Origin of the sequence: Methylibium sp. Root1272 (assembly GCF_001425905.1) — a bacterium.
Classification (GTDB): domain Bacteria; phylum Pseudomonadota; class Gammaproteobacteria; order Burkholderiales; family Burkholderiaceae_C; genus Methylibium.
Map to the genome: position 1 here is coordinate 314,743 of NZ_LMDY01000013.1, position 24,761 is coordinate 339,503.

Below are 24,761 nucleotides of genomic sequence, written 5' to 3' on the forward strand. Positions count from 1 at the left end.
ATCATCACCGTCTTCGCCGTGGTGGTGATCGGCGGCATGGGCTCCATCCTGGGCTCCATCGTCACCGGYCTGGGCCTGGGTCTCGTCGAGGGCCTCACCAAGGTGGTCTACCCCGAGGCCTCCAGCACCGTGGTGTTCGTCATCATGGCCATCGTGCTGCTGATCCGRCCGGCCGGCCTGTTCGGAAAAGAGAAATGACGACCACCCCCGTTGCGGCTGCGCCGCTCCCCCTCGAAGGGGGCGACGCTGGCGGGCCGGCGAAGCCGGACCCGCGGCGTCTGCTCGATGCGTCCCGTTCGTGCCACGCGTCCTTCGCGTCGGAGTCTGTGAGATGACAACCCAACGATCCCCGCTGCTCGGCTACGCCGCGCTGTTCATCGCGATCGCGCTGCTGCCGGCGCTGGGCGCCTACCCGATCTTCGTGATGAAGGTGCTGNATGACTGCCCAACGATCCCCGCTGCTCGGCTACGCCGCGCTGTTCATCGCGATCGCGCTGCTGCCGGCGCTGGGCGCCTACCCGATCTTCGTGATGAAGGTGCTGTGCTATGCCCTCTTCGCCTGCGCCTTCAACCTGCTGATCGGCTTCACCGGGCTGCTCTCCTTCGGCCATGCGGCCTTCCTGGGGGCGGCSGCCTAYGGTGCGGGCCATGCGCTCAAGGTCTGGGGCTTCCCGGCGCCKCTSGGGCTGCTGTTCGGKGCGGCGGTGGCGGCGCTGGCCGGGCTGGCCTTCGGCTGGCTGGCGATCCGGCGCTCGGGGATCTACTTCTCGATGATCACGCTGGCGCTCTCGCAGATGCTGTTCTTCTTCTTCCTGCAGGCGCCCTTCACCGGCGGGGAGGACGGGCTGCAGTCGGTGCCGCGCGGGCGCTTCCTGGGGCTGGACCTGGGCAGCGACCTGACGCTGTACTACGTGGTGCTGGCGATCTTCATCGCCGGGTTCTGGCTGATCTACCGCACGGTGCATTCGCCGTTCGGGCAGGTGCTGACCTCGATCCGGGAGAACGAGGCGCGGGCGGTCTCGCTGGGCTACGACGTGGAGCGCTTCAAGCTGGTGGCCTTCGTGCTGTCGGCTGCGCTGGCGGGGCTGGCGGGGGCCACCAAGACGCTGGTGCTGGGGTTCGCGACGCTGACCGACGCGGTGTGGACGACTTCGGGGGCGGTGATCCTGATGACGCTGGTGGGCGGCATGGGCACGATGGTGGGGCCGATGGTGGGCGCGCTGGTGATCGTGGCGCTGGAGAACAAGATCGGCGATGTCGGCCGGGTGCTGGCCGAACTCACCGGCATCGCCTGGTTCAACGGCCTGGGCGAGGCCGTCACCCTCGTCACCGGCCTCATCTTCATCGTCTGCGTCCTCGCCTTCCGCAGGGGACTCGTCGGCGAGGCTGGGGCGCTGCTGGCGCGCTTCAGGCACCGGCCGCGCGAGTAGACCNGCCTGGTTCAACGGCCTGGGCGAGGCCGTCACCCTCGTCACCGGCCTCATCTTCATCGTCTGCGTCCTCGCCTTCCGCAGGGGACTCGTCGGCGAGGCTAGGGCGCTGCTGGCGCGCTGGCGCCGGGCCTGAGCCCCGTTCACCCGCCGGATCGCGCCGCTTCCGCCGGTGGGCGCCCGCCGAAGATCGCGGTGCCGACCCGCACGAGGGTCGCGCCCTCCAACACCGCGGCCTCCAGATCGGCCGTCATGCCCATCGACAGTGTGTCGAGCGTCGGCCCTCCTGTCTTGTTGAGCCGCTCCAGCAGCTCGCGCAGCTCGCGGTGCGGTCGGCGCTGGGCGACCAGATCGCCGGCCGGTTCAGGAATCGCCATCAGCCCGCGCAGCCGCAGCCGGGGCAGTGCCGACACTGCACGCGCCACCGCCTCCACTTCGGTCGGCGCCAGACCGCTCTTGCTGGCCTCGCCGCTGATGTTGACCTGCAGGCAGACCTGCAAGGGTGGCAGCGACGCCGGGCGCTGCTCGGACAGCCGCTGGGCGATCTTCAGCCGATCGACCGAATGCACCCAGTCGAAGGACTCCGCCACCACGCGCGTCTTGTTGCTCTGCAGCGGGCCGATCAGGTGCCATTCGAGCCGGGCGCGGGCATCGGCCAGCGCGGCCATCTTGTCGAGCGCTTCCTGCACGTAGTTCTCGCCGAACCGCGTCTGCCCGGCGGCCAGCGCTTCGCGCACCGTGTCGGCGCCGAACGTCTTGCTGACCGCCAGCAGCGTGACGCTTGCCACGGGACGGCCCGCCGCGTCACAGGCGCGTGCGATGCGCCTGCTCACTTCTTGTATCTTGCTCGCTATCGTCGCCATAATCCCTCGACCCTCTGCCGCCCGGTGAGCGCTGCGCTCTCCACACCATCCCATGGACATCACCCAACTGCTGGCGTTCTCGGTCAAGAACAAGGCCTCGGACCTGCACTTGTCCGCCGGCTTGCCGCCGATGATCCGGGTGCACGGCGACGTGCGGCGCATCAACGTGGATCCGCTGGACCACAAGAACGTGCACGACATGGTGTACGACATCATGAACGATGCGCAGCGCAAGGCCTACGAGGAGACGCTGGAATGCGACTTCTCGTTCGAGATCCAGGGCCTGGCGCGCTTTCGGGTCAACGCCTTCAACCAGAACCGCGGCGCGGGCGCCGTGTTCCGCACCATCCCGAGCAAGATCCTGACGCTCGAGCAGCTGAACGCTCCGAAGATCTTCGCCGACCTGTCGCTCAAGCCGCGCGGCCTGGTGCTGGTGACCGGCCCGACCGGATCGGGCAAGAGCACCACGCTGGCCGGCATGGTCAACCACCTCAACGAGAACGAGTACGGTCACATCCTCACGGTCGAGGACCCGATCGAGTTCGTACACGATTCCAAGCGCTGCCTGATCAACCAGCGCGAGGTCGGGCCGCACACACTGAGCTTCAGCAATGCGCTGCGTTCGGCGCTGCGCGAGGATCCGGACGCGATCCTGGTGGGTGAAATGCGCGACCTGGAGACCATCCGTCTCGCGCTCACCGCGGCCGAAACCGGCCACCTGGTGTTCGGCACGCTGCACACCAGCAGCGCGGCCAAGACGATCGACCGCGTGATCGACGTCTTTCCGGCCGCCGAGAAGGACATGGTGCGCGCGATGCTGTCGGAATCGCTGATCGGCGTGATCTCGCAGACGCTCTGCAAGCTCAAGGACGGCTCCGGCCGGGTCGCCGCGCACGAGATCATGCTGGGCACGCCGGCCATCCGCAACCTGATCCGCGAGGCCAAGGTTGCGCAGATGTACAGCTCGATCCAGACCGGCAACAGCATGGGCATGCAGACGCTGGACCAGAACCTGACGGACCTGGTCCGCCGCAACCTCATCACGCCGGCCGAGGCGCGCGGCAAGGCCAAGCTGCCCGAGAATTTCCCGGGTTGAGCCCGGGCACCGCCCCGCCGTCACCAGAGCGCTCACCGTGAAGAAGCAGCTCGATCGGGCGGGGGGCGAGGCGACGACTGCCGAAGGCGGCCTCGCCTCGGCGCGGACCGACGACGGCGAGGAGCGCGCGGCCGAGACGGTCGGTTGGGACGCCCGGGCCCGGCAGGCCCGAGCGCAAGCTTTCGACGAGGGCCGTGCCTCCGATCTCTTCGTGCAACTGTGGCAGGCCGACACGCACGTGGTCGACCTGAGCGCCGCCGAACTGGGCCGCATCGCTGCGCACTTCCGCTACTTCACGGTGCCGGCCAGCCAGGAAGTGATCGGGCAGGACGAGCAGGGCAACTACCTGCTGGTGGTCCTGGAAGGACGCGTCGGCGTCGAGCGCGTGCAACCCGGTGGCGGCCGGGCCCGCCTGGCCGAAGCCCGCGCCGGCGACATGCTGGGCGAGATGTCGGTGCTGGACGCCGGCTCGCGCTTCTCCGCCTGCACCACGCTCACGCCCTGCGTCGTGGCCGTGCTCGACGCCCAGCGGCTCGACGAGATGATGGCGGCCGAGCCACGGCTCGCCATGGCACTGCTGGCCTCGCTTGCGCGGCGCCTTTCGCTGCGACTGCGCCAGGTCAGCGCGCGGCTCTCTGCTTTGTTGTCCGGTGGCTGAGCAGCGACCGCTGCGGCCTTCGTAAGTCCCAAGGGAGGAACTCATGGAACGCGATCAAGCGTCGAAATTCGTCAACGACCTGCTGCGCCTGCTGGTCGCCCGCAACGGCTCAGACCTGTTCCTGACGGCCGACTTTCCGCCGGCGGTCAAGGTCGACGGCCGCGTCACCAAGGTGTCGCCGCAGCCGCTGACGCCCCAGCACACGATGGCACTGGCGCGCGCGATCATGAACGACAAGCAGGCGGCCGAGTTCGAGCGCACCAAGGAGTGCAACTTCGCGATCGCGCCGACCGGCATCGGCCGCTTCCGCGTCAACGCCTTCGTGCAACAGGGCTGCGTGGGCCTGGTGCTGCGGACCATCCCGCAGATCCTGCCGACGATCGACTCGCTAGGCCTGCCCCAGGTGCTGAAGGACGTGGCATCGACCAAGCGCGGGCTGGTGATCTTCGTCGGCGCCACCGGCTCGGGCAAGAGCACCTCGCTGGCGGCGATGGTGGACTACCGCAACGAGAACTCCTACGGCCACATCATCACCATCGAGGATCCGGTGGAGTTCGTGCACCCGCACAAGAACTGCATCGTGACGCAACGCGAGGTCGGCATCGACACCGAGGACTGGGCTCCGGCGCTGAAGAACACGCTGCGTCAGGCTCCCGACGTGATCCTGATGGGCGAGATCCGCGACCGCGAGACGATGGAGCATGCGGTCGCCTTCGCCGAGACCGGCCACCTGTGCATGGCGACGCTGCACGCCAACAGCGCCAACCAGGCGCTCGACCGCATCATCAACTTCTTCCCCGAGGAGCGGCGCGCGCAGCTGCTGATGGACCTGTCGCTGAACCTCAAGGCGCTGGTGTCGCAGCGCCTGCTGGCGCGCCAGGAAGGCCGTGGTCGCGTCGCGGCGATCGAGATCCTGCTGAACACGCCGCTGATCTCCGACCTGATCTTCAAGGGCGAGGTGGCCGAGATCAAGGAGATCATGAAGAAGAGCCGCGAGCTCGGCATGCAGACCTTCGACCAGAGCCTGTTCGACCTCTACGAAAGCCAGTTGGTCACCTACGAGGACGCCCTGCGCAACGCCGATTCGGTCAACGACCTGCGGCTACAGATCAAGCTCAACAGCAACCGGGCGCGCAATTCCGACCTGGCCTCGGGCACCGAGCACCTGACCATCGTCTGAGTAACCCGCGGCCTGCCCGGCCGCGGTGGTTTGAGCGATCATTGCGGCGTAGAACGGCCTCGTTTGGAGGCCGTTGCCTTTTCGGAGACGCTCGATGACCAGCAAGACCTACGATCCGGTTCCCTCGCAGCGCGTGGCCTTCCTCGGCCTGGGTGTGATGGGGCATCCCATGGCAGGCCACCTGGCGCGCGCCGGCCACAGCGTGTGCGTCTACAACCGCACCGCGGCCAAGGCACAGGCCTGGGTGAGCGAATACGGCGGCCGCTCGGCGCCGACGCCCAGCGCCGCGGCGCAGGATGCCGACATCGTGTTCGCCTGCGTCGGCAACGACGCCGACCTCCGTTCGGTGACGACCGGCCCCGACGGCGCTTTCCAGGCCATGAAGCCCGGCGCCGTGTTCGTGGACCACACCACCGCGTCGGCCGACATCGCGCGCGAGCTGGCCGCAGCGGCGCGCGCGCGCGGCCTGGGCTTTGTCGACGCCCCGGTCTCGGGTGGCAACCTCGGCGCGATCAATGGCGCGCTCACGGTGATGTGCGGCGGCGATGCGGCCGCCTTCGCGAAGATCCAACCGGTGGCGATGGCCTTCTCGAAGGCGGTCACGCTGCTCGGCGATGCCGGCGCCGGCCAGCTGGCGAAGATGGTGAACCAGATCGCGATCGCCGGCCTGGTGCAGGGCCTCAGCGAGGCGATCGCCTTCGGTCAGAAAGCCGGGCTGGACATGAAGGCCGTGCTCGGCGTGATCGGCAAGGGCGCGGCGCAGAGTTGGCAGATGGACAATCGCGGCCCGACGATGGTGGACGGCAAGTTCGACTTCGGTTTCGCGGTCGACTGGATGCGCAAGGACCTCGGGCTGTGCCTGGACGAGGCGAAGCGCAACGGCGCCCGCCTGCCGGTGACGGCGCTGGTCGACCAGTTCTATGCGGACGTGCAGGCCGATGACGGTGGCCGGCGCGACACCTCGAGCCTGATCCAGCGCCTGAAATAGTCGACGGGGAGAGCGGCCGCGCAGCGGCCGCTCCGCGATCTCAGGGGGCGGGGGACGAGGCCGCCGGCGCCGACGAGTTCTTCGGCACCGTCTGCGCGAGTTCGGCCTCCGAGATGATCTCGAAGGCCTTGACGACTTTCACGACCCCGGACACGCCCCGGGCGATCGCCACGCCGCGGTCGGCCTCGCGCTCGGTGACGCGACCCATCAGGTAGACGATGCCGCGGTCGGTGACCACCTTGTAGGCATTGGCGAAGATGTCGCGCGCATCGACGTAGCTCGCCTTCACCTTGCTCGTGATCAGCGCATCGTTCGAGCGGTCGACCAACGAGGTCGCCGGGCCCACGGCCAGTTCGTTCAGCAGGGAGCGGACGTTCTCGAGCTTCGAGACCGCGGCCTCGACCGCCGCCTTGTCGGCCTCGGTCGGCACCTCGCCGGTCAGCAGCACCGTGCGGTTGAAGCTGGTCAGGCTGACCCGACCCCGCTCGCCGATGGCTTCCTTGACGCGCGCCGCACCCTTCAGTTCGATGCCCTGGTCTTCGAGTTGCGCCCCCGACGTGCGGCGGTCGCTGTAGACCAGCGCGCTGCCGACGGCCGCACCGCCGATCAGCAGCGCACAGCCGCTCAAGGCGCCCGACAGCGAGGCGCAGGCCAGGACCGCCAGCGCAACGCGCCGGACCGTGCGGGGCGATCCGGTCGCCGCCTTGTCAGGCAAAAGAGAGGTTCGTGAGGTCATGTAAGGTCCTGTTCACCGAGCAGTTGCACGTCGACCGCGTCGCACAGACAGTGGATCGCGAGGATGTGCACTTCCTGAATGCGCGCCGTGCGCTCGTGCGGCACGCAGATGTGTACGTCGGTCTCGGTCAGGCGAGCGCCGAGCTTGCCGCCGCCCCGCCCGGTGAGGGCGATGACGGTCATGTCCTTGTCGTGGGCCGCGTCCACCGCAGCCACCACGTTGGCCGAGTTACCGCTGGTCGTGATGGCCAGCAGCACGTCACCGGGATTGCCCAGCGCCTGCACCTGCTTGGCGTAGATCGCGGAGAAATCGTAGTCGTTGCCGAGCGCGGTGATGATGGAGGTGTCGGTGTTCAGCGCGATCGCGGCCAGGCCGGGGCGCTCGCGCTCGAAACGGCCGACGAACTCGGCCGCGAAATGCTGCGCGTCGCTGGCGGAGCCCCCGTTGCCGCAGGCCAGCACCTTGCCGCCGGCGGTGATGCAACCGAGCACGGCCTGAACCGCATCGGCAATCGGCTTGCTCAACACCTCGGCCGCCTGATTCTTCAGGTCGGCACTGTCGAAGAAGTGCCGCTGGATTCGTTGTTCAAGCATGCCCATGATGATATGACACGCTTTCGCGGGCCCGGGTTCCGCGAGCCGCCTCGTGCAGTTCGGTCGAGGGCGTCAGGAAGCGTCGAAAGCCGCGTGCAGCCACTCGATGTGCTCCCCTTCGATCGCCACCACGTCGAAGCGGCAGGGCGGCGGCGAGGCAAAGCGCATCAGGTAGTGGCGCGCGGCGCGCACGAGCCGTTGCTGCTTCACGGCGGACACGGTGGCCGCGGCACCGCCGTGCGAACGGGCGGCTCGTGTACGCACCTCGACGAACACCAGCGTGCCGTCGCGATCCCTCAGCACGAGGTCGATCTCGCCGCCTCGCACGCGCGGGCCGCCGGCGACTCGATAATTGCGCTCCACCAGCCTGAGTCCGGCGCGCAGCAGGTGAGCCAGCGCCCGGTCCTCGCCTCCATCCCCCACCGCCTTGGTCGTGACCATCGACGCCCCGTTGATCCAGCAAGCTGCCGCCAGCGCGGCCGGTGCGCAGCAGTATCCCAAAGCCACGCTCTATGTCGTGGCCACGCCCATCGGCAACCTCGCCGACCTGACGCTGCGTGCGATCCATGCGCTCGGACTGGTCGACGCGGTGGCCTGCGAAGACACGCGCGTCACCGCGCCGCTGTTGCGTCACCTGGGGCTCGACAAGCCGCTGATCGCGCTGCACGAGCACAACGAGACCCAGGCCGCCGGCGCGGTGATCGAGCGGCTGGCGCGCGGCGAGCGCGTCGCCTACGCCAGCGATGCCGGCACGCCGGCCGTCAGCGACCCCGGCGCACGGCTGGTGGCCGCGGTGCGCGCTGCCGGCCACCGTGTGCTGCCGCTGCCGGGGCCCAGCAGCGTCACCACTGCGCTCAGCGCGGCCGGCGACACACAGGGCCAGGGCTTCCGCTTCGTCGGCTTCCTGTCCAGCAAGGCCGTCGAGCGCGCGGCCCAGTTGCGCGAACTGGCCACCCGCTCGGAGACGACCGTGCTGTTCGAGGCACCTCACCGCATCACCGCGCTGGCCGGCGCCCTGGCCGAAGCGATGCCGGCACGCTCGCTGAGCCTGTGTCGCGAGTTGACCAAGCAGTTCGAGCACGTCGAGACCCTGGACGCCGCGGCCTTGCCGAACTGGCTGGCGGCCGACCCGCACCGCATCCGCGGCGAGTTCGTGCTGGTGCTGCACGCCCTGCCGGCCACGGCCGGCGAGGACGGCCCGATGAACGCCGGCGCCGAGCGACTGTTGCGCACCCTGGTCGCGGCACTGCCGCTGAAGCAGGCCGTGGCACTGACGGCAGAGGCCACAGGCGCGCCCCGCAATGCCCTCTACGAGCGGGCGTTGCAGCTGAAGTCCGGAGCGCCGACCGAAGACGACGCGGCTTGATCCCGGCTTTAGCCCTTGGGCGGGACGGCCTGGCGATCGTGCTTCTGGTGCCGGATATCGCGGCTCGCTCGGTTCTGCAGCTTCGTCAGGCGCTTGCGTTCGCCGGGTCTCACGTCGCCGTCGGCCTTCGCCCGGGTTTCCGCCTTGTCGATGTGGGCCTGTTCCTTTTCGAGCCGGACCGTCTCCCGGGGCGTCAGCGCGCCGGAACCCACGCCCTGCTGGATGCGCTGCTCCGGGCGCTGCTCGCGCTGGTCGATGCGCGGCGTGGCGGTCACGCCTTGCGCAAAGCTGGCGCCGACGGCAGCCAGCAGGACGGCACTCAACAGGACGGGAATGGCTTTCATCACAATTGCTCCTCGCTCGGACAAAGGTGGGAAGATGCCCACTCCCTCCCAACGCCGAGGCTGCAAGGCCGTGCACCCATCCGCCGAACGAATCGGTAAAGTTTGGTGAAGCGGGCGTCATCTCCTGCTGCCTAGAATCGAATCACCATGATCTCGCGCGAACCCACCCTCGAACGCCTGGCGGTCGCCCGCCAGGTGTTGCTCGAACCCTTCGGCCTCGACGAAGCCAAGCTCGCCAACGCGCTGCGCGTGATCGGCGAGCACCGCATCGACGATGCCGACCTCTACTTTCAGTACACGCGCAGCGAGGGCTGGAGTCTCGAGGAGGGCATCGTCAAGAGCGGCAGCTTCGGCATCGACCAGGGCGTCGGCGTGCGCGCCGTGGCCGGCGAGAAGACCGCCTTCGCCTACAGCGACGACATCTCGGAAGCCGCGCTGCTGGACGCGGCGCGCACCGTGCGCACCATCGCGGCCTCGGGGACGAGCCGCTCGGTCAAGGTCGGCGGCGCGCCGAAGATCGCGGGCAGTCGCGTGCTGTACGCGCCGATGGACCCGATCGCCACGCTCGACAGCACCCAGAAGGTGGCCTTGCTGGAGCGGGTGGAAAAACTGGCACGCGCGCGCGACCCGCGCGTGGTGCAGGTGATGGCCGGCCTGGCCGGCGAGTACGACGTGGTGCTGGTGGCGCGCGCCGATGGCACCGTCGCGGCCGACGTGCGCCCGCTGGTGCGTCTGAGCCTCACCGTGATCGCCGAACAGAACGGCCGCCGCGAGATGGGCTCGGGCGGCGGGGGCGGGCGCTTCGGGCTCGGCTATTTCCGCGATGACGTGATCGCCGGCTACGTGGACCAGGCCGTCAATGCCGCGTTGACGAACCTCGAGAGTCGCCCCGCACCGGCTGGCGAGATGACCGTGGTGCTGGGCCCGGGCTGGCCCGGCATCCTGCTGCACGAGGCCATCGGCCACGGACTCGAGGGCGACTTCAACCGCAAGGGCTCCAGCGCCTTCAGCGGCAAGATCGGCAAGCGCGTTGCGGCCAAGGGAGTGACCGTGCTCGACGACGGCACGCTGCCCGATCGGCGCGGTTCGCTGAACGTCGACGACGAGGGCAACCCCAGCCAGCGCAACGTGCTGATCGAGGACGGCATCCTGAAGGGCTACATCCAGGATTCGATGAACGCGCGGCTGATGAAGGTCAAGCCGACCGGCAACGGCCGGCGCGAGAGCTACGCGCACGTGCCGATGCCACGCATGACCAACACCTACATGTTGGGTGGCGACAAGAGCAGGGACGAGATCGTCGCCAGCATGAAGAAGGGCCTGTACGCCACCAACTTCGGCGGCGGCCAGGTCGACATCACGAGCGGCAAGTTCGTGTTCTCGGCCAGCGAGGCCTTCTGGGTCGAGAACGGCCGGATCCAGTACCCGGTCAAGGGTGCGACCATCATCGGCAACGGCCCGGACGCACTGACGCGCGTGAAGATGATCGGCAACGACCTGCAGCTCGATACCGGCGTGGGCACCTGCGGCAAGGAAGGCCAGAGCGTGCCGGTCGGCGTCGGCCAGCCGACGCTGCGCATCGACGGGCTCACCGTCGGGGGCACTGCTTGACCTCAGCCGAGTCGCCGGCGACGGTGACCCTGGCGGACGTCGAGGCCGCCGCGCGGCGGCTTGCCGGACAGGTGCTAGACACACCGTGCGTCGAGTCGAAGACGCTGTCCGAGATCACCGGCGCCCAGGTCTTCCTGAAGTTCGAGAACCTGCAGTTCACCGCCTCCTTCAAGGAGCGCGGCGCACTGAACAAGCTGCTGGCGCTGGTCGCCGCGCGCGACGACGGCACCGCCGCGCTGAAGGGCGTGATCGCCGCGTCGGCCGGCAACCACGCGCAGGGCGTCGCGCACCACGCGCAGCGCCTGGGCCTGCGTGCGGTCATCGTGATGCCTCGGCACACGCCCACGGTGAAGGTCGAGCGCACACGCGGCTTCGGCGCCGAGGTGCTGCTGCACGGCGAGAGCTTCGACGAGGCTCGCGCGCACGCGCTGGAGGTGGCCGAGGCGCAGGGGCTGAGTTTCGTCCACCCGTTCGACGACCCGCTGGTGATCGCCGGCCAGGGCACGATCGGCCTGGAGATGCTGCGCGCGCAACCAACGCTCGACACTCTGGTCATCGCCGTCGGCGGCGGTGGGCTGATCTCCGGGATCGCGACCGTCGCCCGGGCCTTGAAACCCGGGCTGGAGATCGTCGGGGTGCAGACGGCGCGCTTTCCGGCGATGGTGAACCTCGTCAAGGGCAGCACCCATCCACAAGGCACCAGCACGATCGCCGAGGGCATTGCCGTCGGCGAGCCCGGCCGGATCACGAGGGCAATCGTTCGCGACTTCGTCGACGACATGGTGCTGGTCGACGAGGCGGACATCGAGCATGCCCTGGTGATGCTGCTGGAGATCGAGAAGACGCTGGTCGAAGGGGCCGGCGCCGCGGGCCTGGCCGCGCTGCTGAAGGAGCCCGGGCGCTACGCCGGGCGCCGCGTGGGCCTGGTGCTGTGCGGCGGCAACATCGATCCGCTGCTGCTGTCGGCGATCATCGAGCGCGGCATGGTGCGGGCCGGGCGGCTGGCACGCATCCGAGTCGACGCGCGCGACGCACCCGGCGCGCTGGCACGCATCACCGCCACCGTGGCCGAGGCCGGCGCGAACATCGAGGAAGTGCATCACCAGCGGGCATTCACCACGCTGTCGGCGCAGAACGCCGAGGTGGAGCTGGTGCTGCAGACGCGCAATCACGCCCACATCGGCGCGGTGATCGCGGCCCTGGTGGCACAGGGTTTCGAGGCCAAGGCCTACTGATCCAGGCCAGACGGCCGTTGGGCGTCGCTTGCGGCCGACCCTCGGCGTCGTGCTACATTTCGCCCCTATGCGCTTCAACGCCTACTTTTTTGCGTACTTTTGGTTCTCGCACCGCCCCGGCGGAGGAGAGGCCCGCGCATCAGCGTAAAAGCAGCGCAAGCCGAATCTCAAACCGCCGGGCCCAACCCGGCGGTTTTTTTTCGGCCGCGCGCCCCCCGTCAGACCGCCCAGGAGAAACATCGATGAATGCCCTGTCCGCCAACGTTCCCGAGGGTTGGGCCGCGCCCGCCGACAAGACCAGCCAGACCGATGACGAACGGATCGAGGACGTGATGCCGCTGCCGCCGCCCGAGCACCTGATCCGCTTCTTCCCGGTGCGTGGCACGCCCGTCGAGGAACTGGTGTCCAGCACCCGCCGCCGCATCCGCGAGATCATGCGCGGCAGCGACGATCGCCTGTTGGTCATCATGGGCCCGTGCTCGATCCACGACCCGGTGGCGGCGGTGGACTACGCACGCAAGCTGAAGGCCCAGCGCGACAAGTACGCCGACACGCTGGAGATCGTGATGCGCGTGTACTTCGAGAAGCCGCGCACCACGGTCGGCTGGAAGGGCCTGATCAACGACCCCTACCTCGACGAGAGCTTCCGCATCGACGAAGGCCTGCGCATCGCGCGCCAGTTGCTGCTGGAGATCGGCCGCCTGGGGCTGCCCGCCGGCAGCGAGTTCCTCGACGTGATCTCGCCGCAGTACATCGGCGACCTGATTTCCTGGGGCGCCATCGGTGCGCGCACCACCGAAAGCCAGGTCCACCGCGAGCTCGCCTCGGGCATCAGCGCGCCGATCGGCTTCAAGAACGGCACCGACGGCAACATCAAGATCGCCACCGATGCGATCCAGTCGGCCAGCCGGCCACACCACTTCCTGTCGGTGCACAAGAACGGCCAGGTCGCGATCGTCGAGACCCGCGGCAACGCCGACTGCCACGTCATCCTGCGCGGCGGCAAGGCGCCGAACTACGACGCCAGCAGTGTCGGGGCGGCCTGCGCCGAACTCGGCAAGGCCGGTCTGCCGGCCTCGCTGATGGTCGACTGCTCGCACGCCAACAGCAGCAAGCAGCACCAGAAGCAGATCGACGTGGCGCGCGACATCGCCGACCAACTGGCCGGCGGCAGCCGCCAGGTCTTCGGCGTGATGGTCGAGAGCCACCTGAACGCCGGCGCCCAGAAGTTCAGCGCCGGCAAGGACGACCCGGCGAAACTCGCCTACGGCCAGAGCATCACCGACGCCTGCATCGGTTGGGACGATTCGCTGGAGGTGCTGGGCGTGCTCAGCGCGGCGGTGGCGGCCCGACGCGGACGGGGCTGAACAACTCCGCGAGACAACTGGGTTACATCACACGAGCCACAGCAACAAAGTGAGCGCATGCAAACGAGAGTAAGCACTGCCGCCGTCAGGTAACGGAGGCAAGCTGCCGCAAGAGTGCTGGCCGGAGAACTCGGTTGGCGCTTGAATGGAGATTCTCAGAACTTCCTGCAAAGGAGACCTCCATGAATCGCTCTCGCTTCACCCCCTCCATCCAGACCCAGGCGCGCCAAATCATCGAGATCACGGTGATCGGTCTGGCGCTCGCCGGCACCGTGGGCTTCGCCAACCTGGCTCAGGCGCAGACGGCACCGACCGACAAGTCGAGCGATGTGACGGCCCAGCAGGCTTTCAAGCGCGCTGACGTCGACACCGACAACAAGCTGAGTTCCGCCGAGGCAGCGAAGCTACCCGCGATCGCCCAGCGCTTCAAGTCGCTCGATACCGACCGGGACGGCTTCCTCAGCGCCGAGGAGTTCATGGCCGGCAGCAAGGCCCCGCAGTGAGGGCGCGAGCCGGTTGAGCGGGCGGCGTCAGTCCGAGGCTTCGAGCTTCGGGCTGCGCCAGTAAACGTCGTCGCCGCCCAGGCCGTCGAGGTTGGCCCGATTGAGCACGCGGGCCAGCACGAACAGCAGATCGCTCAGCCGATTCAGGTACTGGCGGGGCGCCGAGCGCACTGCGCCCGGCTCGGCGTTGGCAAGCGCCACCACGGCTCGCTCCGCCCGGCGCGCCACGGTGCGGCCGAGATGGGCGATCGAGGCGCTGCGTGTGCCGGCCGGCAGGATGAACTCCTTCAGCCGTGGCAGGGCGGCGTTGTGCTCGGCCAATGCGTCGTCCAGCGCCGCCACCGCCTCGTCCTTCAACAATGTGTAGCCGGGAATCGACAACTCACCGCCCAGATTGAACAGTTCGTGCTGCACCGCCACCAGCAGCCCGCGCAGCGCGTCGGGCAAGGGCTCGCACAGCAACAGGCCGAGCAGCGAATTGAGTTCGTCGACGTCGCCCATGGCCTGCACGCGCAGGTGGTCCTTGGCCACGCGGGTGCCGTCGCCGAGCCCGGTGGTTCCATCGTCGCCGGTGCGTGTTGCGATCTGTGTCAGTCGGTTGCCCATCTCGCGATGCTAGCGGACTCCGGCCCGCAGCAGCCTGGCCTCCTTGTTCCTAGAATGGTTCACGGCACCGAGCCGCCGCGAGGAGACACGATGAACGCCCCGATCGACCTTATGCCCCGAATCGCACGGCGGCCCATGCCGGCGGCGATGCTCGCCGCGCTGAAGGCGCACTTCGGCGAGCGCTTTTCCACGGCGCAGGCCATCCGAGAGCAACACGGTCGCGACGAATCGCCGTTCGACGTGCCGGCACCCGATGCCGTCGTGTTCGCGACGAGCAACGAGGACGTGGTGGCCCTGGTGGAGCTGGCGCAGTCGCATGGCGTGCCGGTGATCCCGTTCGGCGTCGGCTCCTCGCTGGAAGGCCACCTGCTGGCGGTGCAGGGCGGTGTCAGCGTCGACCTGTCGCGCATGAACCGTGTGCTGCGTGTGAACGCGGAAGACCTGACCGTCACCGTGCAGGCCGGCGTGACCCGCAAGCAGCTCAACGAAGCGCTGCGCCACGACGGGCTGTTCTTCCCGATCGACCCCGGCGCCGACGCCACGCTCGGTGGCATGTGCGCCACGCGCGCCAGCGGCACGAACGCGGTGCGCTACGGCACGATGCGGGAAAACGTGCTCGGCCTCACCGTGGTCACGGCGAGCGGCGAGCTGATCCACACCGGCTCGCGGGCCCGCAAGTCGTCGGCCGGCTACGACCTGACGCGCCTGTTCGTCGGCAGCGAGGGAACGCTCGGCGTGATCACCGAGATCACGCTGAAGCTCTATCCGTTGCCGGAAGCCGTCAGCGCGGCGGTCTGCCATTTCCCGAGCATCGACGCCGCGGTGCGCAGCACCATCCAGGTCATCCAGATGGGCGTGCCGATCGCGCGCTGCGAGTTGCTCGACGTGCACGCGGTGCGCGCCGTCAACGCACACGACCACCTGGGGCTGCGCGAGGCGCCGATGCTGCTGATGGAGTTCCACGGCAGCCCTGCGGGCGTGCAGGAGCAGGCGGAGACGGTGCAGGCCCTCACGACCGACCTCGGCGGCGAGGACTTCCAGTGGGCCACCACGCCGGAAGAGCGCACGCGCCTGTGGACCGCCCGCCACCATGCCTACTTCTCGGCGCTGCAGACCCGGCCCGGCTGCCGTGCCGTGACGACCGATACCTGCGTGCCGATCTCGCGCCTGGCCGAATGCATCAACGAGACGGTTGCCGAGGCCGACGAGAGCGGCATCCCCTATTTCATCGTCGGTCACGTCGGCGACGGCAACTTCCACGTCGGCTACCTGATCGATCCGACGGCGCCGGGCGAGCGCGCCGAGGCGGAGCGCCTGAACCAGTTGCTGGTGGCGCGAGCGCTGCGGCTCGAGGGCACCTGCACAGGCGAACACGGCATCGGCCTGCACAAGATGGGTTTCCTGCTCGATGAGGCCGGCGCCGGTGGCGTGGCGCTGATGCGGCAGATCAAGCACGCGCTGGACCCCGGCAACATCATGAACCCCGGGAAGATCTTCACGTGGTGAGACGCGCCGACGGCAACACCGGCTTGCGAAGCTGCATCCCTGCGCCGATGCTGCCAAGGCGCGCCGAGGCATGAACACCTCGGCCTTCATCGCGCTGGCCCTCACGCGCCCCGGGCTCGTGGGGGCGGTCGCACCGTCCTCGCGACGGCTGGCACGGGCCATGGCGTCGCAGATCGGCGATGCCGGCGCCCTGATCGAGCTCGGCGCGGGCACCGGCGCCGTGACTTCGGCGCTGCGGCACGCCGCACCGGGAACCCCGCTGCTGGCCGTCGAGCTGCAGTCCGATCTCGCCAGTGGCCTGCAGCGACGCTTCCCCGATATCGAGGTGGCCTGCGCTCCCGCGCACGAGGTGCTGGCGCGGCACTCGCACGCACCCGTCGACACGATGCTGGTCTCGTCGCTGCCGTTCCGCAGCCTGCCCGAGCCGCTGCGCACGACCACACTGGAGGCGCTGCTCCAGTTCATCGAGGCCCACCCGGCGCGCCGCATGGTCCAGTACACCTACCAGCCGCGCGCTCCTTTCGAGCTGCCGGCTCACAGCCCGCTGCGCTGGTCGCTGCGCGACGTGGTGTGGGGCAACCTGCCGCCGGCGGGCGTCTGGGTGCTGGGCGGCGGCGCCTGAAGCGCGACGGGCCGATCGACCGCACCGCCGGCGAAGGTCACGTCAGGCACAGCTCCACGCAGTCGCGACCCTGCGCCTTGGCGTGCGTGAGGCCGCGATGGGCGCGCCGCGTCAACGCGATCGGCTCGATGTCGGCCGCGTGCACCGCCACCGCGACGCCGATGCTCGCCGTCAACGGCTCGACCGCCCAGGGCACCGCCGCCAATGCGCTGCGCATGCGCTCGGCCGCCGCCATCGCACCGCCCGGATCGGTCGATGGCAGCAGCACGCTGAACTCGCCGGCCCCGCAATGCGCGAGCACGTCGTGGCCGCGCAGACTGCCTTCGAGGCCCCGCGCCGCCTGCCGCAGCGCCTCGTCGCCGACCGGGTGACCGTGGAGATCGTTGAAGTGCTTGAAGTGATCCAGATCGACGGCCAGCAATGCGAGGTCACCGCCATGTCGGCCCCAGCGCGCCCATTCCTGTGCGAGCCGGCGCTCGAAGGCCGTGCGGTTCCACAGCCCGGTCACCTCGTCGGTATTGCCTTGCAGATCCAGCAAGGCGCTGGCACGACGCAGCTCGAGCTGGGCCACCGCCTGTTCGGCCAGCAGGCGCAGCGCATGCTGCTGGCGCGACGACAGGCTGCGCGCGGTCCGGTCCAGCACGCACAGCGTGCCGACAGCCCAGCCCTGCGGCGTGACGAGCGGCGCACCGGCATAGGTGTGCCATCCGCCGGCGGCACCGAGCGCCGGGTGGGCGGCAAAGCGAGGATCGCCGGCCGGGTCGGCCAGCAGGAGTCTGTCGTCAGCCTGTTCGATGGCCTGCGCGCAAGGTGCGTGGGTGCGTGGTGCACTGTCGCCCTCGAAGCCGGTCTGCGCCTTGAACCAGAGGCGGTCCCGATCGACCAGCGAGATCAGCGACGCCTGCGTGCCGCAGATGCAGGCCGCGAGCTCCGTGATCGCATCGAAGGCCGGCTCCGCGCCGGTCTCGAGGACCCCGTAGCGATAGAGTGCCGCGAGGCGCTGCGACTCCGCTTCAGTCGGCGACATCGCGGCACCCGACCACGCGCCCGCGACCGCCGTTCCAGAGGACACCTGGGCCATGAGACTCTCCTCGCACGCTCGCGCCACCGCCACGGCGGCAACGCTGCCTTCACGCGACGCCGGCCGATGCGCGGCGTCTACCCGGACCGCCCCAACGCGGCCTGCTGCGTGAATGTGTGCCGCGCCGTTCAGTTCGGCGGCGCCGGCACCGTCCACTTTCTGGTGATCTCGCCGGCACCGTCTGCGCTCTCGAGGTGCACGTCGAAGCCCCAGAGCCGGGCGACGTGCTTGAGCACCTCGGTCGTCTGCTCGTTCAGCGGACGATCGTTGTGCTGGGTGTGACGCAGCACCAGCGAGCGGTCGCCGCGCAGGTTGACGTTCCAGACCTGGATGTTGGGCTCGCGCTGGCCGAGGTCGTACTGGTGCGACAGCGCCTCACGCAGACGTCGATAGCCGGATTCGTCGTGGATCGCGGAAATCTCGAGTTCGGATTCCTTCTCGTCGTCGAGCACCGCGAACAGTCGCAGCTCGCGCATCAGCCGTGGCGAGAGGTACTGGCCGATGAAGCTCTCGTCCTTGAAGTTGCGCATCGCATGATCGAGCGTGACCAGCCAGTCGGCGCCGGCGATCTCCGGGAACCATTGCCGGTCTTCGTCGTCGGGCGATTCGCAGATGCGCTTGAGATCGGTGTACATCGCGAAACCGAGCGCATAGGGGTTGATGCCGCTGTAGGCCGGGTGGCCGACCGGTGGCTGGTAGATCACGTTGGTGTGTGACTTCAGCCACTCGACCATCATGCCGTCGGCCAGGTGGCCGTTGTCGTACATCGTGTTGAGCAGACGGTGGTGCCAGAAAGTGGCCCACCCTTCGTTCATCACCTGGGTCTGACGCTGCGGATAGAAATACTGCGCCACCTTGCGCACGATGCGCACCACCTCGCGCTGCCAGGGCTCGAGCAGCGGCGCGTTCTTCTCGATGAAATACAGCAGGTTCTCCTGCGGCTCGGCCGGGTAGCGTTGTGCATTGGCTTCCTCGGCGGCCGGTTCGGCGCGCCGCGGCAGCGTGCGCCACATGTCGTTGACCTGCTGCTGCGCATAGGCCTCGCGCTCGGCACGGCGCGTCTGTTCCTGCGCCAGCGACAGCTTGGTCGGACGGCGGTAGCGGTCCACGCCGTGGTTCATCAAGGCATGGCAGCTGTCGAGCAGATCCTCCACCGCGTCGAGCCCGCGCCGCTCCTCGCACTCGGCGATGTAGTTCTTGGCGTAGACCAGGTAGTCGATGATCGACGACGCGTCGGTCCACATGCGGAACAGGTAGTTGCCCTTGAAGAAACTGTTGTGCCCGTAGGCGGCGTGCGCGATCACCAGCGCCTGCATCGCCAGCGAGTTCTCCTCCATCAGGTAGCTGATGCAGGGGTTGGAATTGATGACGATCTCGTAGGCCAGGCCCATGTGGCCGCGGCGGTAGTTCTTCTCGGTGGCGATGAATTCCTTGCCGTAGCTCCAGTGCCGGTAGTTCACCGGCATGCCCACCGACGCGTAGGCATCCATCATCTGCTCGGCCGTGATGATCTCGAGCTGGTTGGGATAGGTGTCCAGGCCGTAGCCCCTGGCCGTCTCGCGGATCACGTCGTGGTATTGGTCGATCAGCTCGAAGGTCCAGTCGCTCGAGTTCGGCAGATGCGCCTTGGCCCGCGGACGCGCGACGATCTCGCTCGCGGCGCGGACGCGCGCCGCCGCAGGCACGTCGGACTCGGTGAACAGGTCGGGCGTCGCGACCGACGCCGCCTCTCGCTTGCGTGTCATGACGACTCCTTGCACTGCCGACCGTTCATGTCGCGCCTTCCTTCTTGAACAGCTCGCGAAAGACAGGATAGATCTGCGAGGGCTCGAGCACCTTGCGCATCGCGAAGTGCGGCTGCGTCTGGGCCACCTGAGCGTACTCTTCCCAGAGGTTCTGCTCGGGTTCGGCCACCTGCACGTAAGCGAAGTAGCGACACAGCGGCAGCAACTGCGTGGACACGATCTCGCGGCAGCGGCCGCTGTCGTGATGCCAGTTGTCCCCGTCACTGGCCTGGGCGCCGTAGATGTTCCACTCGCTGGTCGGGTAGCGCGCCCGGACGATCTCCTCCATCAGCACCAGGGCGCTCGAGACCACCGTGCCGCCGGTTTCGGTCGAGTGGAAGAAGCCTTCCTCGTCGACCTCCTGCGCCTGCGTGTGATGGCGGATGAAGACCACGTCGATCTTCTCGTAGTGGCGCGTCAGGAACAGATACAGCAGGATGAAGAAGCGCTTCGACAGGTCCTTGCGTGACTCGTCCATCGAGCCGGACACGTCCATCAGGCAGAACATCACCGCCTTGGTGGTGGGGACCGGCACCTTGACGCGGCTGCGAAAACGCAGGTCGATCGGGTCGAGGAAGGGGATGCGTGCGACCTTCTGGCGCAGCAGCTCGATACGACTCTCCAGGTCCTTGATCTCGCGCTGCCGCAGAGCGTGGCCCGGATCGAGGTCGACGCCGCCGGTGTCGAGACGCGCGCGCTGCTTCAGGCTCGCGAGCTGGGCCTCCAGGTGCCGCAGCTCGCGCCGCGCATCGGCACCGAGCGCGATGCGCCGGCCGATCGCGCCGCGCATCGAACGCACCACGTGCAGATTGCTCTGCGTGCCATCGCTGGTGAAGCCGGCACGCTGGTTCTTGTACTCCGGCGTTTCGGCCAGCTGGGTCTTCACGAGGTTGGGCAGTGCCAGGTCATCGAAGAAGACCTGCATGAACTCTTCCTTGCTCAGGTGGAAGACGAAATCGTCCTCACCCTCACCCGAGTCGCTGGCCTGCGACCCGCCACCCTGCCCGCCGCCACCCTCGGGCCGCTTGATGCGGTCGCCGCGCACGTACTCCTTGTTGCCCGGGTGCACCATCTCGCGCTTGCCGCCGGTGCCATGGCCGAACAGCGGCTCGGACACGTCGCGCTTGGGCAGGGTGATGTCCTCGCCCTGTTCGATGTCGCGGATGCCGCGGCCACTGACCGCCTTGCGCACGGCCTCGCGGATCTGCGTCTTGTGGCGGCGCAGGAAACGCTCTCGGTTGCCGATCGACTTGTTCTTGCCCGCGAGCCTGCGATCGATGATCTGCTGAAGCGCCATGCGTTGTCCTCGAAGTGGCGGTCGCGGTCAGCGCCTGGGGCAACGACGCCGCTCGCGTTTCGCAACCATCGTCAGGAACTCTTTCTCACGCGCAGGTACCACTCGCACAGCAGGCGCACCTGCTTGGGCGTGTAGCCCTTCTGCACCATCCGGTTCACGAAGTCCTCGTGCTTCTTCGCCTCGTCGGCGCTGGCCTTGGCGTTGAAGCTGATCACCGGCAGCAGCTCCTCGGTGTTCGAGAACATCTTCTTCTCGATCACCGTGCGCAGCTTCTCGTAGCTCGTCCACAGCGGGTTGTTGCCGGCGTTGTTGGCGCGGGCGCGCAGCACGAAGTTGACGATCTCGTTGCGGAAGTCCTTCGGGTTGGCGATGCCGGCCGGCTTCTCGATCTTCTCGAGTTCGGCGTTCAACGAGCCCCGGTCGAACACCTCGCCGGTGTCGGTATCGCGGTACTCCTGGTCCTGGATCCAGTAGTCGGCGTAGGTGACGTAGCGGTCGAAGATGTTCTGACCATACTCGGAGTAGCTCTCCAGGTAAGCCGTCTGAATCTCCTTGCCGATGAACTCGGCATAGCGCGCCGCCAGGAACTCCTTGATGAAACCGAGGTACTTCTGCTCGGTCTCGGTGGGGAACTGCTCGCGCTCGATCTGCTGCTCCAGCACGTACATCAGGTGCACCGGGTTCGCGGCGACTTCCGACGAATCGAAGTTGAACACCTTGGACAGGATCTTGAAGGCGAAGCGCGTCGAGATACCGCTCATGCCCTCATCGACGCCGGCGTAGTCGCGGTACTCCTGGTAGCTCTTGGCCTTGGGATCGGTGTCCTTGAGGCTCTCGCCGTCATAGACCAGCGCCTTGCTGAACAGCGAGGAGTTCTCCGGCTCCTTCAGCCGCGACAGCACCGCGAACTGCGCCATCATCTTCAGCGTGCCGGGCGCGCACTTCGCATCGCTGAGCGAGGAGCCGCGGATCAGCTTGTCGTAGATCTTCACCTCCTCGCCGATGCGCAGGCAGTACGGCACCTTGACGATGTAGATGCGGTCGAGGAAGGCCTCGTTGTTCTTGTTGTTGCGGAAAGTCTTCCACTCGCTCTCGTTGCTGTGCGCGAGGATGATGCCGTCGAAGGGGATCGCGCCGAAGCCCTCGGTGCCCTTGTAGTTGCCTTCCTGGGTCGCCGTGAGCAGCGGGTGCAGCACCTTGATCGGCGCCTTGAACATCTCGACGAACTCGAGCAGGCCCTGGTTGGCCAGGCACAGGCCGCCGGAGTAGCTGTAGGCGTCCGGATCGTCCTGGGCGTAGGTCTCGAGCTTGCGGATGTCGACCTTGCCGACCAGCGAGCTGATGTCCTGGTTGTTCTCGTCGCCCGGCTCGGTCTTGGCCACGCCGACCTGCTTCAGGATCGACGGATAGCGCTTCACGACCCGGAACTGGCGGATGTCGCCACCGTACTCGTCGAGCCGCTTCACGGCCCAGGGCGACAGGACGCGGTTCAGGTAGCGCCGCGGGATGCCGTATTCCTTCTCCAGGATGGGGCCGTCCTCGTCCATGTCGAACAGGCCGAGCGGCGACTCGTTCACCGGCGAGCCCTTGATGGCGTAGAACGGCACTTCCTGCATCAGGTGCTTGAGCCGCTCGGCGATCGAGCTCTTGCCGCCGCCCACCGGTCCCAGCAGATAGAGGATCTGCTTCTTCTCCTCGAGCCCCTGTGCCGCGTGGCGGAAGTAAGAGACGACCTGCTCGATCGAGTCTTCCATGCCGTAGAACTCGGCGAACGCCGGGTAGCGCTTGATCACCTTGTTCGCGAACAGGCGCGACATGCGTGGATCGTTGCGCGTGTCCACGAGTTCGGGCTCGCCGATGGCCTTGAGCATGCGCTCGGCCGCCGTGGCATAGGCCACCGGCTCGCGCCGGCAGATGTCGAGGTACTCCTCGAGCGTGAACTCTTCCTCGCGGCTGCGCTCGTAGCGCGCCGCAAAGCTGCTGATCACATCCATCACGTCCTCCGTTCCAGATTCGGGAGGCGGCGTCGCCACGTGGTCGGCCTGTTACCGGAGAGATCTCGGCTGGCCACTGTGCAGCGCTGCCTGCGGTTATCGATCAAGCGGTCTCGACGATCATGCATCCTTGCCCCGTGCGACGACAACAATACAAGGCACTTTTCGGGTCAATTGCAGGAATCGAGCCCTGCCACCGACTGTGCAAATAGCATGCCCCTTTCCGCCGCAATCCGCCAGTCATGGCGTGGGAGCCCTGCAGCAGGTGAGTGGTTCCCCCGGACGAAGGTGATGGCGCACGCCCGTTCAACGCCCGAGTGCACGCAACGGTTCACCGTGCGCGGCGCGGGCGCAAGACGCCCGCAAGCACACGCCAGCGGCAGCCCTCAGCCGGCAGCCGGACCGCGCAACTTGTCGAGCAGTCCCGACAACTCGTCGAGCGAGCCGAAGGCGATGGCCACCTCGCCCTGCTCGCCGCGCTTGCTGCGCTTCTTGACGCGGATCTCGACCGCCGCCGTCAGAAGGTCGGCCAGCTCTTCCTCCAGACGCACGATATCGCGCGACTTGGCCTGCTGGCCGCGCAACAGCTGCGTCTGCCGGCCACCGGCCGTGGCGCGGGCCACCAGCTTCTCGGCATCGCGCACCGTCAGCTTCTTCGCGGCGATCTCGTGGGCTGCGGTGACCTGCTGCGCCCGCTCGAGCACCAGCAGAGCCCGTGCATGCCCCATGTCGAGGTCGCCGGCCATCAGCATCTGCTGCACCGGCTCGGCCAGGTTCAGTAACCGCAACAGGTTGCTCGCGGCGCTGCGCGAGCGGCCGACCGCCTGCGCCGCCTGCTCGTGCGTCAGGCCGAATTCTTCGGTCAGGCGCCGCAGGCCCTGCGCCTCCTCGAGCGGGTTCAGGTCCTCGCGCTGCATGTTCTCGATCAGCGCCATGACCGCGGCCGATTCGTCGGACACGTCCTTCACGAGCACCGGCACCTCGCTCAGACCGGCCAGCTTGGCGGCCCGGCTGCGGCGTTCGCCGGCGATGATCTCGTAGCGGCCGAGCGCGGCGTCGCCGACCGGGCGAACGAGGATCGGCTGCATCACGCCTTGGCTCCGGATGCTTTCGGCCAGCTCATAGAGCGAGCCCTCGTCCATGCGCGTGCGCGGCTGGTATTTACCGGTCTGCAGCTGGCTCAGCTTCAGTGTCGTGGGCAGGCCGTTGCCGGCCGCCTGCGCCGGTGTGTCCTGTGCCTTGGGCCCGAGCAGGGCTTCGAGGCCGAGGCCGAGGCCTTTGGGTTTCTTGGTGACCATGACGGTCATTCTCACCGAGCCGACCGCCACCGGTGCATCGAACGCGCCACGACGCTCAGGCCGTGCGCAGTGCGATCAGCAGCTGATGACCCACGTCCCAGTCGCCCAGGCCCGATTCGCTGTTGAGGTGACCGAGCGACCCGGCCACGACCAGGGTCGCGCCCCAGTCCTGCGCCATCGCGCCGGCGCGCTGCGCAGCGCAATAGGGATCGTCGGTACTGATCACCACCGTCGCCGGAAACGGCAGGCGCTGGCGCACCACCGGTCGCCAGGAGTGCAGTTGCGGCGGCATGTCCTCGCGCTCGGTGTCGGGCGGGCCGACGAGCAGCGCGCCACGCACGCGATCGGCGTGCCGCGTGTGCGCGGCCCAGGCAGCGACCAGTTGGCAGCCGAGGCTGTGAGCCACCAGCCAGCACGGCTGCGGGGCCGCCAGCAGCACCTCCTCGAGACGCGCCATCCAGTCGCCGCGGCGCGGCCAGTGCCAGTCGTCCTGTTCGACGCGACGGTAGCCATGGCGCTGCTCCCACCGCGTCTGCCAATGGGCGGCGTCGGAGTTCTGCCAACCGGGCAGCACCAGCACGGGGGACGGAGAGCCGTTCATGT

25 protein-coding genes and 1 pseudogene are annotated in these 24,761 nt (G+C 68.2%); 14 read left to right on the forward strand and 12 right to left on the reverse strand.

The window, feature by feature from the left end:
- The first annotated feature begins 24 nt into the window (after nucleotides 1-24).
- The 3 genes and pseudogenes from ASC67_RS21040 to ASC67_RS21045 all read left to right on the forward strand — a co-directional run.
- Nucleotides 25-198 carry a hypothetical protein gene (locus ASC67_RS21040; RefSeq protein ID WP_404932873.1) on the forward strand — a complete coding sequence of 58 codons (174 nt, stop codon included), beginning with the start codon at nucleotides 25-27 and terminating at the stop codon, nucleotides 196-198.
- A gap of 239 nt (nucleotides 199-437) precedes the next feature.
- Nucleotides 438-1,430, forward strand: a complete 993-nt coding sequence (locus ASC67_RS10500) for a branched-chain amino acid ABC transporter permease (RefSeq protein WP_056319367.1) — start codon at nucleotides 438-440, stop codon at nucleotides 1,428-1,430.
- Between the two features lie 4 nt (nucleotides 1,431-1,434).
- A pseudogene (locus tag ASC67_RS21045) lies at nucleotides 1,435-1,566 on the forward strand (branched-chain amino acid ABC transporter permease); the annotation flags it as partial.
- A 7-nt stretch (nucleotides 1,567-1,573) separates the two neighbouring features.
- Here ASC67_RS21045 and ASC67_RS10505 read toward each other — a convergent pair.
- Nucleotides 1,574-2,293, reverse strand: a complete 720-nt coding sequence (locus tag ASC67_RS10505; RefSeq protein ID WP_056319371.1) for a YggS family pyridoxal phosphate-dependent enzyme — start codon at nucleotides 2,291-2,293, stop codon at nucleotides 1,574-1,576.
- A gap of 52 nt (nucleotides 2,294-2,345) precedes the next feature.
- On the opposite strand from ASC67_RS10505, the gene ASC67_RS10510 reads away from it, so the two are divergent.
- From ASC67_RS10510 to ASC67_RS10525, 4 genes are all read left to right on the forward strand, one after another.
- The gene (locus ASC67_RS10510) at nucleotides 2,346-3,389 is read left to right on the forward strand and encodes a type IV pilus twitching motility protein PilT (protein ID WP_056319377.1); all 1,044 of its coding nucleotides are present in this window, start codon (nucleotides 2,346-2,348) and stop codon (nucleotides 3,387-3,389) included.
- Between the two features lie 37 nt (nucleotides 3,390-3,426).
- A complete protein-coding gene (locus ASC67_RS10515) occupies nucleotides 3,427-4,047 on the forward strand; it encodes a cyclic nucleotide-binding domain-containing protein (RefSeq protein WP_056319384.1) in 621 nt (206 codons plus the stop codon).
- A gap of 43 nt (nucleotides 4,048-4,090) precedes the next feature.
- Nucleotides 4,091-5,227 carry a PilT/PilU family type 4a pilus ATPase gene (locus ASC67_RS10520; RefSeq protein ID WP_056319389.1) on the forward strand — a complete coding sequence of 379 codons (1,137 nt, stop codon included), beginning with the start codon at nucleotides 4,091-4,093 and terminating at the stop codon, nucleotides 5,225-5,227.
- Nucleotides 5,228-5,321: 94 nt separating this feature from the next.
- The gene (locus ASC67_RS10525; RefSeq protein ID WP_056319394.1) at nucleotides 5,322-6,215 is read left to right on the forward strand and encodes an NAD(P)-dependent oxidoreductase; all 894 of its coding nucleotides are present in this window, start codon (nucleotides 5,322-5,324) and stop codon (nucleotides 6,213-6,215) included.
- A 40-nt stretch (nucleotides 6,216-6,255) separates the two neighbouring features.
- Here ASC67_RS10525 and ASC67_RS10530 read toward each other — a convergent pair whose 3' ends face one another.
- The 3 genes from ASC67_RS10530 to ASC67_RS10540 all read right to left on the reverse strand — a co-directional run bounded on the left by ASC67_RS10530 (nucleotide 6,256) and on the right by ASC67_RS10540 (nucleotide 7,985).
- Nucleotides 6,256-6,951, reverse strand: coding sequence for a BON domain-containing protein (locus tag ASC67_RS10530; protein WP_056319399.1), 696 nt, complete (start codon nucleotides 6,949-6,951; stop codon nucleotides 6,256-6,258).
- Nucleotides 6,948-7,544, reverse strand: coding sequence for a phosphoheptose isomerase (locus tag ASC67_RS10535; RefSeq protein WP_036233929.1), 597 nt, complete (start codon nucleotides 7,542-7,544; stop codon nucleotides 6,948-6,950). The genes ASC67_RS10530 and ASC67_RS10535 overlap by 4 nt, the downstream gene beginning before the upstream one ends.
- A gap of 72 nt (nucleotides 7,545-7,616) precedes the next feature.
- The gene (locus ASC67_RS10540) at nucleotides 7,617-7,985 is read right to left on the reverse strand and encodes a YraN family protein (RefSeq protein WP_056319406.1); all 369 of its coding nucleotides are present in this window, start codon (nucleotides 7,983-7,985) and stop codon (nucleotides 7,617-7,619) included.
- On the opposite strand from ASC67_RS10540, the gene rsmI reads away from it, so the two are divergent.
- Nucleotides 7,978-8,910: a 16S rRNA (cytidine(1402)-2'-O)-methyltransferase gene (rsmI, locus tag ASC67_RS10545; protein WP_235566283.1), complete on the forward strand. Its 933-nt coding sequence runs from the start codon at nucleotides 7,978-7,980 to the stop codon at nucleotides 8,908-8,910. The two genes, ASC67_RS10540 and rsmI, sit on opposite strands and share 8 nt — an antisense overlap.
- A gap of 8 nt (nucleotides 8,911-8,918) precedes the next feature.
- On the opposite strand, the gene ASC67_RS10550 is transcribed toward rsmI, so the two are convergent.
- On the reverse strand, nucleotides 8,919-9,254 hold the full coding sequence (locus ASC67_RS10550; protein ID WP_056319415.1) for a hypothetical protein: 336 nt from the start codon (nucleotides 9,252-9,254) through the stop codon (nucleotides 8,919-8,921).
- A 147-nt stretch (nucleotides 9,255-9,401) separates the two neighbouring features.
- Between ASC67_RS10550 and tldD the strand changes: the two genes are divergently transcribed.
- The 4 genes from tldD to ASC67_RS10570 all read left to right on the forward strand — a co-directional run bounded on the left by tldD (nucleotide 9,402) and on the right by ASC67_RS10570 (nucleotide 13,970).
- Complete coding sequence (gene tldD / locus ASC67_RS10555; protein ID WP_056319420.1) at nucleotides 9,402-10,865, forward strand: metalloprotease TldD; 1,464 nt, start codon at nucleotides 9,402-9,404, stop codon at nucleotides 10,863-10,865.
- The gene (locus ASC67_RS10560) at nucleotides 10,862-12,100 is read left to right on the forward strand and encodes a threonine ammonia-lyase (RefSeq protein ID WP_082535943.1); all 1,239 of its coding nucleotides are present in this window, start codon (nucleotides 10,862-10,864) and stop codon (nucleotides 12,098-12,100) included. The genes tldD and ASC67_RS10560 overlap by 4 nt, the downstream gene beginning before the upstream one ends.
- A gap of 242 nt (nucleotides 12,101-12,342) precedes the next feature.
- Entirely contained in the window at nucleotides 12,343-13,467 is a 1,125-nt protein-coding gene (locus tag ASC67_RS10565; protein WP_056319427.1) for a 3-deoxy-7-phosphoheptulonate synthase, read from the forward strand.
- Nucleotides 13,468-13,649: 182 nt separating this feature from the next.
- Nucleotides 13,650-13,970 (forward strand): hypothetical protein, encoded by a 321-nt coding sequence (locus ASC67_RS10570; RefSeq protein ID WP_056319433.1) that lies wholly within the window; start codon nucleotides 13,650-13,652, stop codon nucleotides 13,968-13,970.
- Between the two features lie 27 nt (nucleotides 13,971-13,997).
- Here the strand turns inward: ASC67_RS10570 and ASC67_RS10575 are convergent, their stop codons facing one another.
- On the reverse strand, nucleotides 13,998-14,576 hold the full coding sequence (locus ASC67_RS10575; protein ID WP_056319438.1) for a cob(I)yrinic acid a,c-diamide adenosyltransferase: 579 nt from the start codon (nucleotides 14,574-14,576) through the stop codon (nucleotides 13,998-14,000).
- 90 nt (nucleotides 14,577-14,666) lie between these two features.
- Between ASC67_RS10575 and ASC67_RS10580 the strand changes: the two genes are divergently transcribed.
- Nucleotides 14,667-16,082, forward strand: a complete 1,416-nt coding sequence (locus tag ASC67_RS10580; protein WP_056319442.1) for an FAD-binding oxidoreductase — start codon at nucleotides 14,667-14,669, stop codon at nucleotides 16,080-16,082.
- 70 nt (nucleotides 16,083-16,152) lie between these two features.
- Nucleotides 16,153-16,704, forward strand: coding sequence for a class I SAM-dependent methyltransferase (locus ASC67_RS10585; RefSeq protein WP_056319447.1), 552 nt, complete (start codon nucleotides 16,153-16,155; stop codon nucleotides 16,702-16,704).
- 37 nt (nucleotides 16,705-16,741) lie between these two features.
- On the opposite strand, the gene ASC67_RS10590 is transcribed toward ASC67_RS10585, so the two are convergent.
- The 6 genes from ASC67_RS10590 to ASC67_RS10615 form a co-directional block, all read right to left on the reverse strand.
- Nucleotides 16,742-17,785: a sensor domain-containing diguanylate cyclase gene (locus tag ASC67_RS10590; protein ID WP_082535944.1), complete on the reverse strand. Its 1,044-nt coding sequence runs from the start codon at nucleotides 17,783-17,785 to the stop codon at nucleotides 16,742-16,744.
- Between the two features lie 128 nt (nucleotides 17,786-17,913).
- Nucleotides 17,914-19,530, reverse strand: coding sequence for a SpoVR family protein (locus ASC67_RS10595; RefSeq protein ID WP_056319458.1), 1,617 nt, complete (start codon nucleotides 19,528-19,530; stop codon nucleotides 17,914-17,916).
- 25 nt (nucleotides 19,531-19,555) lie between these two features.
- Nucleotides 19,556-20,866 carry a YeaH/YhbH family protein gene (locus ASC67_RS10600; protein ID WP_056319463.1) on the reverse strand — a complete coding sequence of 437 codons (1,311 nt, stop codon included), beginning with the start codon at nucleotides 20,864-20,866 and terminating at the stop codon, nucleotides 19,556-19,558.
- Nucleotides 20,867-20,937: 71 nt separating this feature from the next.
- Entirely contained in the window at nucleotides 20,938-22,860 is a 1,923-nt protein-coding gene (locus ASC67_RS10605) for a PrkA family serine protein kinase (RefSeq protein ID WP_056319468.1), read from the reverse strand.
- A 386-nt stretch (nucleotides 22,861-23,246) separates the two neighbouring features.
- On the reverse strand, nucleotides 23,247-24,158 hold the full coding sequence (locus tag ASC67_RS10610) for a ParB/RepB/Spo0J family partition protein (protein ID WP_056320779.1): 912 nt from the start codon (nucleotides 24,156-24,158) through the stop codon (nucleotides 23,247-23,249).
- A 55-nt stretch (nucleotides 24,159-24,213) separates the two neighbouring features.
- Nucleotides 24,214-24,759 carry an alpha/beta hydrolase gene (locus ASC67_RS10615; RefSeq protein WP_056319475.1) on the reverse strand — a complete coding sequence of 182 codons (546 nt, stop codon included), beginning with the start codon at nucleotides 24,757-24,759 and terminating at the stop codon, nucleotides 24,214-24,216.
- Between the last annotated feature and the right edge of the window lie 2 nt (nucleotides 24,760-24,761).